10 protein-coding genes are annotated in these 11560 nt (G+C 74.5%); 8 read left to right on the top strand and 2 right to left on the bottom strand.

Going from position 1 to position 11560, the window contains the following annotated elements; translation table 11 throughout:
• The first annotated feature begins 44 nt into the window (after positions 1–44).
• A complete protein-coding gene (gene hemW / locus ACIRQ9_RS12930) occupies positions 45–1277 on the top strand; it encodes a radical SAM family heme chaperone HemW (RefSeq protein WP_404170845.1) in 1233 nt (410 codons plus the stop codon).
• An 86-nt stretch (positions 1278–1363) separates the two neighbouring features.
• Here hemW and ACIRQ9_RS12925 read toward each other — a convergent pair whose 3' ends face one another.
• Together ACIRQ9_RS12925 and ACIRQ9_RS12920 are read right to left on the bottom strand one after the other, a co-directional pair.
• On the bottom strand, positions 1364–2167 hold the full coding sequence (locus tag ACIRQ9_RS12925; RefSeq protein WP_404170842.1) for a DUF3097 domain-containing protein: 804 nt from the start codon (positions 2165–2167) through the stop codon (positions 1364–1366).
• A 34-nt stretch (positions 2168–2201) separates the two neighbouring features.
• Positions 2202–2924 carry an MBL fold metallo-hydrolase gene (locus tag ACIRQ9_RS12920; protein ID WP_404170839.1) on the bottom strand — a complete coding sequence of 241 codons (723 nt, stop codon included), beginning with the start codon at positions 2922–2924 and terminating at the stop codon, positions 2202–2204.
• Positions 2925–3087: 163 nt separating this feature from the next.
• On the opposite strand from ACIRQ9_RS12920, the gene hrcA reads away from it, so the two are divergent.
• The 7 genes from hrcA (at position 3088) to ACIRQ9_RS12885 (ending at position 11537) form a co-directional block, all read left to right on the top strand.
• Positions 3088–4104 carry a heat-inducible transcriptional repressor HrcA gene (hrcA, locus tag ACIRQ9_RS12915; RefSeq protein WP_404170836.1) on the top strand — a complete coding sequence of 339 codons (1017 nt, stop codon included), beginning with the start codon at positions 3088–3090 and terminating at the stop codon, positions 4102–4104.
• Positions 4105–5241: a molecular chaperone DnaJ gene (gene dnaJ, locus ACIRQ9_RS12910; protein ID WP_404170833.1), complete on the top strand. Its 1137-nt coding sequence runs from the start codon at positions 4105–4107 to the stop codon at positions 5239–5241.
• A 106-nt stretch (positions 5242–5347) separates the two neighbouring features.
• Positions 5348–6445 carry a nitronate monooxygenase gene (locus tag ACIRQ9_RS12905; RefSeq protein ID WP_404170830.1) on the top strand — a complete coding sequence of 366 codons (1098 nt, stop codon included), beginning with the start codon at positions 5348–5350 and terminating at the stop codon, positions 6443–6445.
• Positions 6442–7191 carry a 16S rRNA (uracil(1498)-N(3))-methyltransferase gene (locus ACIRQ9_RS12900; protein ID WP_404170827.1) on the top strand — a complete coding sequence of 250 codons (750 nt, stop codon included), beginning with the start codon at positions 6442–6444 and terminating at the stop codon, positions 7189–7191. The genes ACIRQ9_RS12905 and ACIRQ9_RS12900 overlap by 4 nt, the downstream gene beginning before the upstream one ends.
• A gap of 49 nt (positions 7192–7240) precedes the next feature.
• Positions 7241–7633, top strand: coding sequence for a VOC family protein (locus ACIRQ9_RS12895; protein WP_404170824.1), 393 nt, complete (start codon positions 7241–7243; stop codon positions 7631–7633).
• A gap of 99 nt (positions 7634–7732) precedes the next feature.
• On the top strand, positions 7733–8281 hold the full coding sequence (locus ACIRQ9_RS12890; RefSeq protein WP_404170821.1) for a hypothetical protein: 549 nt from the start codon (positions 7733–7735) through the stop codon (positions 8279–8281).
• A 46-nt stretch (positions 8282–8327) separates the two neighbouring features.
• Entirely contained in the window at positions 8328–11537 is a 3210-nt protein-coding gene (locus ACIRQ9_RS12885) for a S41 family peptidase (RefSeq protein ID WP_404170818.1), read from the top strand.
• Positions 11538–11560: the final 23 nt, after the last annotated feature.

Below are 11560 nucleotides of genomic sequence, written 5' to 3'. Positions count from 1 at the left end.
GCCGGCGTCGAACGCTTCGGGCGGCGTACGGGACAATGGAGGACATGCCTTCCGCACTCCCCGACGGCGAGCCGGTCCCGGACGACGGCGCGCTCCCGGCGCACGCGCTGGCCGGTGCCGCCGACCGCCCTCTCGGGTTCTACCTGCACGTCCCGTACTGCGCGACCCGCTGCGGCTACTGCGACTTCAACACCTACACGGCGACCGAGCTGCGCTCCACCGGCGGTGTCCTCGCCTCCCGCGACAACTACGCCGACACCCTGGTCGACGAGGTCAGGCTGGCCCGCAAGGTCCTCGGCGACGACCCGCGCGAGGTCCGCACGGTGTTCGTGGGCGGCGGCACGCCGACGCTGCTGGCCGCCGGCGACCTGGTGCGGATGCTGGGCGCGATCCGGGACGAGTTCGGCCTGGCCGCCGACGCGGAGGTCACCACGGAGGCGAACCCGGAGTCCGTCGACCCCGCCTACCTGGCGGCGCTGCGCGAGGGCGGCTTCAACCGGATCTCCTTCGGCATGCAGAGCGCCCGGCAGCACGTGCTGCGCGTCCTGGACCGCACGCACACCCCCGGACGCCCCGAGGCGTGCGTCGCCGAGGCCCGCGCGGCCGGTTTCGAGCACGTCAACCTCGATCTGATCTACGGCACGCCGGGCGAGTCCGACGACGACTGGCGGGCCTCGCTGGACGCCGCGGTCGGGGCCGGCCCCGACCACGTGTCCGCGTACGCGCTGATCGTCGAGGAGGGCACCCAGCTGGCCCGCCGGATCCGCCGGGGCGAGGTCCCGATGACCGACGACGACGTGCACGCGGACCGCTACCTGATCGCCGAGGAGATGCTGTCGGCGGCGGGCTTCGACTGGTACGAGGTGTCCAACTGGGCCACCTCGGAGGCCGCCCGGTGCCTGCACAACGAGCTGTACTGGCGGGGCGCCGACTGGTGGGGCGCGGGACCGGGCGCGCACGCCCACGTGGGCGGCGTGCGCTGGTGGAACGTCAAGCATCCGGGGGCCTACGCGGCGGCGCTGGCGGCGGGACGGTCGCCGGGCGCCGGGCGCGAGGTCCTCACCGACGAGGACCGCCGGGTGGAGCGGATCCTGCTGGAGCTGCGGCTGCGCGAGGGGGTGCCGCTGACGCTGCTGAAGGAGCGGGGGCTGTCGGCGGCCCGGCGCGCGCGGACGGACGGGCTGCTGGAGAGGGGCCCGTACGACGACGGACGGGCCGTGCTGACGCTGCGCGGCCGGCTGCTCGCCGACGCGGTGGTCAGGGACCTCGTGGACTGAAGCCGGGGGAGCCGGCCCGAACCCCGGCGGCCCCGGCGGCCCTGGCGGCCCCGGCGGGGGCGCCGGGGCGGGGCGGCGGTGACCGGCTAGGGAGCCGTCACGAAGTCGATCAGTTCCTCCACCCGGCCCAGCAGTTCCGGTTCCAGGTCCTTGTAGGAGCCGACGCGGGCCAGGATCGCCTGCCACACCGCGCCCGTGTTGTCCGAGGGCCAGCCGAGCGCCCGGCACACGCCCGTCTTCCAGTCCTGGCCGCGCGGGACCCGCGGCCAGGCGTCGATGCCGACGGCGGCCGGTTTCACCGCCTCCCAGACGTCGATGTACGGGTGGCCGACCACCAGGGCGTGTTCGCTGGTGACCGACTCGGCGATGCGCCACTCCTTGGTGCCGGGGACCAGGTGGTCCACCAGGACCCCGAGACGGGCGTCGGGGCCCGGCGCGAACTCGTCGACGATGGCGGGGAGGTCGTCCACGCCCCCCAGGTACTCCACGACCACGCCCTCGACGCGCAGGTCGTCGCCCCAGACCTTCTCGACGAGTTCCGCGTCGTGGCGGCCCTCGACGTAGATGCGGCCGGCGCGGGCCACGCGCGCGCGTGCGCCGGGCACGGCGACCGAACCGGAGGCCGTCCGGGAGGGACGCGCGGGCCCGGCGGCGGGGCGCACGAGGGTGACCACCCGGCCCTCCAGCAGGAAGCCGCGCGGCTCCAGCGGGAAGACGCGGTGCTTGCCGAAGCGGTCCTCCAGCGTCACCGTGCCCGCCTCGCAGCGGATCACCGCGCCGCAGAAGCCGGTGCCGGGTTCCTCGACGACCAGGCCGGGTTCGGCGGCCACCTCCGGGACCGGTTTCGGCTTCTTCCACGGCGGGGTCAGGTCGGCGGAGTACTGGCGCATTCGGATGACGATAGGAGAAGCGGGGGCGGCGTGGTCACGACACGCCGAAGCGGGCGGCCAGCGCGTCGCGCTGCCGCCTGACGAACGCCGCGTCCACCACCGCTCCGTGACCGGGCACGTACCGGGCGTCCTCGCCGCCCAGGGACAGCAGGCGGTCCAGCGCGGCCGGCCAGCCGGGCGGTACGGCGTCGGGTCCGGCCTGCGGCTCGCCTGACTCCTCCACCAGGTCGCCGCAGAACACCACCGCGGGGTCGCCGGGGACGAGGACCGCGAGGTCGTGCCCGGTGTGGCCGGGGCCCACGGCGGCCAGCAGGACCCGGCGGCCGCCGCCGAGGTCCAGGGTCAGTTCGCCGCGCACCGTGCGGCCGGGCTCCGGCAGCGCGGCCACCGCCTCGGCGGCCTCGGCGGCCGGCAGGCCGTTGCGGACCGCGTCCCGGCGGATCTCCCCGCGGCCGTGCGCGAACACGGCCTCCGCGCCCGCCGCCGCGTACACCTCGGCGCCCGCGAACGCCGGGGTGCCGAGGACGTGGTCGAAGTGGGGATGGGTGAGCGCGAGATGGGTCACACGGCGCCCGGCCAGCCGCCGGGCCTGCCCGCGCAACCGCGCGCCCTCGGCGAGGCTCGACCCGGCGTCCACCATCAGGACCGGGCCCGCCCCGAGGACCAGCCCCACCGTGCAGTCCCAGCCCGGCAGCCGGCACCGGCCGACCCCCTCGGCCAGCCGCTCCCAGCCCAGCTCTTCCCAAGTCACCGTCATACCGGGACGCTAGCTGCAGAACGCAACGGGTCCCGGCCGACCTTGCCCGGTCGGTGCCCGACGGCCGTACACTGGGCCGGGGACCTGGCACTCGGGATCACAGAGTGCCAGACGAAAGACCCGCAAAGGCCGCGGGGACGACTTTCTGGAGGTGTGGCGCCGCATGCTGAGTGAACGCAGGCTTCAGGTCTTGCGCGCCATCGTCCAGGACTACGTCGGCACCGAGGAGCCGGTCGGCTCGAAGGCGCTGACCGAGCGGCACAACCTCGGCGTCTCCCCGGCGACCGTCCGCAACGACATGGCCGCCCTGGAGGACGAGGGGTACATCGCCCAGCCGCACACCAGCGCCGGGCGGATCCCGACCGACAGGGGCTACCGGCTGTTCGTCGACAAGCTGGCCGGCGTCAAGCCGATGACCGCGCCCGAGCGGCGGGCCATCCAGAACTTCCTCGACGGCGCCGTCGACCTCGACGACGTCGTGGCGCGGACGGTGCGGCTGCTGGCGCAGCTGACCCGGCAGGTCGCGGTCGTGCAGTACCCGTCGCTGACGCGGTCCACCGTGCGGCACGTGGAACTCCTCGCGCTCGCGCCGGCCCGGCTGATGCTGGTGCTGATCACCGACACCGGACGGGTCGAACAGCGTATGGTCGACTGTCCGGCGCCCTTCGGGGAGTCCGCGCTGGCGGATCTGCGGGCACGGCTCAACAGCCGGGTCGCGGGCCGCCGGTTCTCGGACGTGCCCCGGCTGGTGGAGGATCTGCCGGAAGCCTTCGAGGCCGAGGACCGCGGTACGGTCTCGGCGGTGCTCTCCACCCTGCTGGAGACGCTCGTCGAGGAGAACGAGGAGCGGCTGATGATCGGCGGCACCGCCAATCTCACCCGCTTCGGACATGACTTTCCCCTCATGATCCGGCCCGTCCTCGAGGCGCTGGAGGAGCATGTCGTGCTCCTCAAGCTCATGGGCGAGGCGGGGGATTCGGGCATGACCGTACGCATCGGTCACGAGAACGCCCACGAGGGACTCAACTCCACGTCTGTGGTGTCGGTCGGCTACGGTTCGGGCGGCGAGGCACTCGCCAAGCTCGGCGTGGTCGGACCGACCCGCATGGATTACCCGGGAACGATGGGAGCGGTACGAGCGGTGGCACGGTACGTCGGACAGATCCTGGCGGAGTCGTAAGTGGCCACGGACTACTACGCCGTTCTCGGCGTGCGCCGCGACGCGTCGCAGGAAGAGATCAAGAAGGCCTTCCGTCGGCTCGCGCGCGAGCTGCACCCGGACGTCAACCCGGATCCGAAGACCCAGGAGCGGTTCAAGGAGATCAACGCCGCCTACGAGGTGCTCTCGGACCCGCAGAAGAAGCAGGTCTACGACCTCGGCGGCGATCCGCTCTCGCAGAGCGGCGGCGCGGGCGCGGGCGGCTTCGGGGCCGGCGGCTTCGGGAACTTCTCGGACATCATGGACGCCTTCTTCGGCACGGCGTCGCAGCGCGGTCCGCGCTCGCGCACCCGCCGCGGCCAGGACGCCATGATCCGGATCGAGGTCGAGCTGGACGAGGCGGCCTTCGGCACGACCAAGGACATCCAGGTCGACACGGCGATCGTCTGCACCACCTGCAACGGTGAGGGCGCGGCGCCGGGCACCTCGGCGCAGACCTGTGACATGTGCCGCGGCCGCGGTGAGGTGTCGCAGGTGACGCGGTCCTTCCTGGGCCAGGTCATGACCTCGCGGCCGTGTCCGCAGTGCCAGGGCTTCGGCACGGTCGTGCCCACCCCGTGCCCGGAGTGCGCGGGCGACGGCCGGGTGCGCTCGCGCCGGACGCTGACCGTGAAGATCCCCGCCGGTGTCGACAACGGCACCCGCATCCAGCTCGCGGGCGAGGGCGAGGTCGGCCCCGGTGGCGGTCCGGCCGGTGACCTGTACGTCGAGATCCACGAGCTGCCGCACTCCACGTTCCAGCGGCGCGGCGACGACCTGCACTGCACGGTGACGATCCCGATGACGGCGGCGTCCCTCGGCACGAAGGTGCCGCTGGAGACGCTGGACGGCCTGGAGGAGGTCGACATCCGGCCGGGCACCCAGTCCGGGCAGTCGATCCCGCTGCACGGGCGCGGTGTCACGCACCTGCGCGGCGGCGGCCGGGGCGACCTGATCGTGCACGTCGAGGTGACGACCCCGACCAAGCTCGACCCCGAGCAGGAACGGCTGCTGCGGGAACTGTCGAAGCTGCGCGGCGAGGAGCGTCCCACGGGCCAGTTCCAGCCCGGCCAGCAGGGTCTGTTCAGCCGTCTCAAGGACGCGTTCAACGGGCGCTGACCGGCCGCCGGGCCGGGGCGCCGCCCCCGCGGGCCGGACATATGCGGCAGGTGCCGAAGGGGCGGCCCGATTCGGTCTTGTCCGGAGGACGTGACAACATGCCGTCATGTCCTCCGCACTGACCGATCTCTTCCCGCTTCCGATCGTGCAGGCCCCGATGGCGGGCGGGGTCTCCGTGCCGCAGCTCGCCGCCGCCGTGTCCGAGGCGGGCGGGCTCGGGTTCCTGGCCGCCGGGTACAAGACCGCCGACGGGATGTACCAGGAGATCAAGCAACTGCGGGGACTGACCGGCCGGCCCTTCGGCGTGAACCTCTTCGTGCCGCAGCCCGAGCACGCCGAGTCCGGCGCGGTGGAGGTCTACGCGCACCAGCTGGCCGGCGAGGCCGCCTGGTACGAGACCGAGCTCGGCGACCCGGACAGCGGCCGGGACGACGGCTACGACGCGAAACTCGCCGTGCTCCTCGACAACCCGGTGCCCGTGGTCTCCTTCCACTTCGGCGTGCCGAGTCCCGAGGCGCTCGAGGCGCTGCGCCGGGCGGGCACCCTCACCCTCGTCACCGCCACCACCGCCGAGGAGGCGCTCGCCGTCGAACGGGCCGGCGCCGACGCGGTGATCGCCCAGGGCGTGGAGGCCGGCGGGCACCAGGGCACCCACCGGGACGTGCCGGAGAACGACGGGTCCGGGACGGGCCTGCTGGCGCTGGTCGGCCGGATACGCGAGACCGTGGGTCTCCCGGTGGTGGCGGCGGGCGGCATCATGCGCGGCAGCCAGATCGCCGCCGTCCTCGCCGCCGGGGCGAGCGCGGCCCAGCTGGGCACCGCCTTCCTCGCCACCCCCGAGTCCGGCGCCGCCGAACCGCACAAGCGGGCGCTGACCGACCCGCTGTTCACCCGGACCGCGCTGACCCGGGCGTTCTCCGGGCGGCCCGCCCGCGGCCTGGTCAACCGCTTCCTGCGCGAGCACGGCCCGTACGCGCCCGCAGCCTACCCCGAGGTCCACCACCTCACCTCGCCGCTGCGCAAGGCCGCCGCCGCGGCCGGCGACGCGCAGGGCATGGCGCTGTGGGCCGGGCAGGGGCACCGGATGGTCCGCGAGCTGCCCGCGTCCCGGCTGGTGGAGGTCCTCGCGGAGGAACTCGCCGCCGCGGCGACAGCGTTGTCCGCCGGCGCCGGGGAGCCGGGCGTCACGGGGGCCGGGCGGTGACCGCCCCGGTGTTCGTGGTCGACCCGCTGACCGTCCTGGGCGGCGAGGTCGTCCTGGACGGACCCGAGGGCCGGCACGCGGTCTCCGTGAAGCGGCTGCGGCCCGGAGAGGACGTCATCCTCACCGACGGACGCGGGCGCTGGAGCGAGGGCGTCGTCAAGGCCGCCGAGGGCAAGGACCGGCTCGTCGTGACGGACCTGGACACCCTCCACGAGGAGCCGCCGCCGCGGCCCCGCATCACCGTCGTCCAGGCCCTGCCCAAGGGCGACCGCGGCGAGGTCGCCGTGGAGACGATGACCGAGGTGGGCGTCGACGCGATCGTGCCCTGGCAGGCCGCCCGCTGCATCACCCAGTGGAAGGGCGACCGGGGCCTGAAGTCCCTGGCGAAGTGGCGGGCCACCGCCCGCGAGGCCGGCAAGCAGTCCCGCCGGGTGCGCTTCCCCGAGGTCACGGACGCGGCGACCACCAAGCAGGTCGCCGCCCTCCTGGCCGGCGCCGACCTGGCCGTCGTGCTCCACTCCGACTTCGGACACGCCGTCGAACCCCTCGCCGCCGCGGCGCTGCCCGCCGACGGCGAGATCGTGCTGGTCGTCGGGCCCGAGGGAGGCGTCGCCCGGGACGAGGTGGCGCTCTTCGAGGAGGCGGGTGCCAGGGCCTGCACCCTGGGCCCTACGGTGATGCGTACGTCGACCGCCGGAACCGCGGCCGCGGCCCTGCTCCTGGGCCGGACCGGCCGGTGGTCCTGACCCGTACGACACCACCCCGACCCGAACCGCACCCCAGGGGGAACGCGCCGTGGAACTCGCCCAGGTCCGGCTCCTCGTCTCCGACTTCGCCGCCTGCTACCGCTTCTACGCCGAGGTGCTCGGGCTGAAGCCGCAGTCCGGGGCGAGCGAGGGACCGTACGAGAAGTTCAGCCCGCACCCCGGGTCGGCGGGGATAGCCCTGCAGGACCGGACCGTGATGGCCGAGGTGCTGGGCGAGCTGGGGGACGCCGCGACCGGGCACCGTTCGCTGGTGGTGCTGCGCGTCGACGACCTGGACGCCTACTGCGAGCAGCTCGCCGCGCGCGGCGCGGTCCTCGTGCACGGGCCGGCGCCGATGACCGAACGCATGCGCGTCGCCCACCTGAAGGACCCGGAGGGCAACCTGGTGGAACTCCAGGAATGGCTGCTGCTGCTCACCTGACGGGACACGGGCCACGACCCGTGCGGGTGACCCCCGCGAACACGTGAGTGGCCGCACGCCCCCTACCGTCACGGACCGGACGGTGGCAGTCTGCCTCCCATGGGGGCATCGAGGCCGCTTCGGCGGCGCCCGCGCGTGACCGGGCCGGCGGCCGTGGCCGGGCTCGTCGTGATCGCCGTGACCGGCCTGGCGGGCTGCCGGCCGACCGACCTGAACTCCGCGACCGTCGCGTACACCACCGACCGGACCGCCACCGCCGAGCTGCAACGCCAGCACGTCGACGTCAGCTGGCTCACCTGCACCGGGAACTACGGCTCGGCGGCCCCGAGGACGCCCTCGGCGTCCGAGACCGCCGTCGTCTCGGTGGACTGCCGGGGCCGGACCAAGGACGGCCGGGACATCACCGTGACCGGGCGGATCACCAAGGCGGTCAGCGGGGCCTGCGTGCGCGGGAACCTCGTCGCCAAGGTGGGCGGCAAGGAGTGGTTCCGGGTGTCGGGCCTCGGCGACTGCGACGCCACCCCGGCGCCCGTCTCCAGCACCTACCGGCCGCCCACCTTCGGACAGCGGCCCGGCCCCACCGTGACCGTGACGAGGACCCTGTGGTGCCAGGACGACCCCAAGTGCCGGCCCGTGCAGGGCAAGTGATCGAAACCGGTCACCGCGACCGGTCCGGCGTGCATAGTCTGAGCGGGTGACTCAGGGTGCAGCGACAGGACCGCGGTCCTACCTCCGATTTCCCCATGTCCACGGCGACCTGGTCGCCTTCACCGCCGAGGACGACGTGTGGCTCGCGCCCCTGGACGGCGGCCGGGCCTGGCGGGTCAGCGCCGACAACGTCCCGGTGACCCTGCCCCGCATCTCGCCCGACGGGACCACACTGGCCTGGACCTCCACCCGCGACGGCGCCCCCGAGGTGCACACCGCCCCCGTGGACGGCGGCTCCGCCACCCGCCTGACGCACTGGGGGAGTTCCCGCACCCAGGTGCGCGGCTGGACCGCCGACGGGCAGGTCCTCACGATCAGCACCTACGGCCAGGCCGGCCTGCGGCGCAGCTGGGCCAGGACCGTCCCGCTGGACGGCGGACCCTCCACCCTGCTGCCCTACGGCCCGGTCGGCCACGTCGCCCTCGGACCGCACACCGTGCTGCTCTCCGCGACGATGGGACGCGAGGCGGCCGCCTGGAAGCGGTACCGGGGCGGCACGGCGGGCCGGCTGTGGATCGACCGCGAGGGCGCGGGCGAGTTCGTCCGGCTGCACGGGGAACTCGACGGCAACATCGAACAGCCCGTGTGGGCCGGCGACCGGATCGCCTTCCTCAGCGACCACGAGGGGACGGGCGCCCTGTACTCCTCCCTCGCCGACGGCTCCGACCTGCGCCGGCACACCCCCCTCGGCGGCTTCTACGCCCGGCACGCGTCCGGTGACGGCACCCGCGTCGTCTACGCCTGCGCCGGTGAACTCTGGCTCCTGGACGACCTGGAGGGCGCCGAGCCGCGCCGGCTGGACATCCGGCTCGGCGGGGCCCGGGTGGACCGGCAGCCGGGCCCGGTCGACGCGGCCCACTGGTTCTCCTCCGCCTCGCCCGACCACACCGCGCGCGGCAGCGCCGTCCTGGTCCGCGGCGGCGTGCACTGGGTGACCCACCGGTCGGGCCCGGCCCGCGCCCTGGCCGCCGAGCCCGGCGTGCGCGCCCGCATGCCCGTCACCTTCCGCGCGGACGCGGAGGAGTGGGTGGTGTGGGTGACCGACGCCGAGGGCGACGACGCCCTGGAGTTCGCGCCCGCCACCGGACAGGTGCCCGGCGCCACCCCGCGCCGGCTCGCCGCAGGGCAGCTCGGCCGGGTCCTGGACCTCGCCGTCGCCCCCGACGGCGGCCGCGTCGCGGTCGCCGCGCACGACGGACGCCTGCTCCTGGTCGAACGCGAGACCGGCGAGGTGCGCGAGGTCGACCGCAGCGAGGACGGCGACGTGGGCGGGCTCACGTTCTCACCCGACTCCGGCTGGCTGGCCTGGTCCCACCCCGGCGTCGGCGGTCTCGCCCAGCTCCGCATCGCCCACACCACCGACCTCACGGTCACCGAGGCGACCCCGCTGCGCTTCAAGGACTACGCGCCCGCCTTCACCCGCGACGGCAAACACCTCGCCTTCCTCTCCACCCGCTCCTTCGACCCGGTCTACGACGAGCACGTCTTCGACCTCGCCTTCGTGGTCGGCGACCGGCCGCACCTGATCACCCTGGCCGCGACCACCCCCTCGCCGTTCGGCCCGCAGCGGCACGGCCGCCCCTTCGAGACCCCCGACAAGGACGAGACCCCGGACGCCGAGGGCACCCCCGCCACCCGCGTCGACCTGGAGGGCCTCGCCGACCGGATCGTGCCCTTCCCCGTCGAGGCCGGCCGCTACTCGGATCTGCGCGCCGCCAAGGACGGCGTGCTGTGGCTGCGGCACCCGGTGCGCGGCGTGCTCGGCGCCTCCCGCGCCCATCCCGAGGACCCCGACCCCAAGACCGAGCTGGAGCGCTACGACCTCGCCCAGCGGCGCATCGAGTACCTCGCCTCCGACGCCGACCACTTCGAGGTCAGCGGCGACGGCAAGCGCGTCCTGCTGTGGGCCGACGGCAAGCTCAAGGTCGTACCCAGCGACCGCCGTGCCTCGGGCGACGACGACAGCGACACCAACGTCACCGTCGACCTCTCGCGCGTGCGGCAGACCCTCGACCCGGCCGCCGAGTGGCGGCAGATGTTCGACGAGACCGGCCGCATCATGCGCGACCAGTTCTGGCGGCCGGACCTCGGCGGCCTCGACTGGGACGGCGTCCTGGACCGCTACCGCCCGCTCGTCGACCACGTCGCCACCCACGACGACCTGGTCGACCTGCTCTGGGAGGTGCAGGGCGAACTGGGCACCTCGCACGCCTACGTCACCCCGCGCCACGGCCACGGCCACGGGCCGCGCCAGGGCCTGCTCGGCGCCGACGTCTCCCGGCACCCGGACGGCAGCTGGCGCATCGACCGGATCCTGCCCGCCGAGACCTCCGACCCCGGCGCCCGCTCCCCGCTCGCCGCACCGGGCGTCGCGGTGCGCCCCGGCGACGTTATCGTGGCCGTCGCGGGCCGGCCCGTCGACCCGGTGACCGGACCCGGACCGCTCCTCGTCGGCACCGCGGGCAAGGCGGTCGAGCTGACCGTGTCGCCCGCGGGCGGCGGGGAACTGCGCCACCCCGTCGTCGTCCCCGTCGCCGACGAGGAACCGCTGCGCTACCACGCGTGGGTGGCCGGCCGCCGGGCCCGGGTGCGCGAGCTGTCCGAGGGCCGGCTGGGCTATCTCCACGTGCCGGACATGCAGGCGCCGGGCTGGGCGCAGATCCACCGCGACCTCGGCGTGGAGATGGCCCGCGAGGGCGTCGTCGTGGACGTCCGGGAGAACCGCGGCGGGCACACCTCGCAGCTCGTCGTGGAGAAACTGGCCCGCCGGATCGTCGGCTGGGACGTGCCGCGCGGCATGCGTCCCTTCAGCTATCCCGGTGACGCGCCCCGGGGCCCGGTGGTCGTCGTCGCGAACGAGTTCTCCGGTTCGGACGGGGACATCGTCAACGCGGCGATCAAGGCGCTCGGCATCGGCCCGGTCGTCGGCACCCGCACCTGGGGCGGGGTGATCGGCATCGACAGCCGCTACCGCCTGGTCGACGGCACGCTGGTCACCCAGCCGAAGTACGCGTTCTGGCTGGAGGGGTACGGCTGGGACGTGGAGAACCACGGCGTCGACCCGGACGTGGAGGTCGTACAGACACCGCAGGACTGGGCCGCCGGCCGGGATCCGCAGCTGGAGGAGGCGGTACGGCTGGCGCTGGAGGCGCTGCGGACCACGCCCGCGAAGACTCCGCCGGCGCTGCCCGGGTGAGAACGGCGCCCGGTCCGGCGGCG

Origin of the sequence: Streptomyces sp. NPDC101237, from assembly GCF_044767465.1 — a bacterium.
In the GTDB taxonomy this organism is placed as follows: domain Bacteria; phylum Actinomycetota; class Actinomycetes; order Streptomycetales; family Streptomycetaceae; genus Streptomyces; species Streptomyces gramineus.
This window is presented reverse-complemented; position numbering and strand designations above follow the sequence as displayed.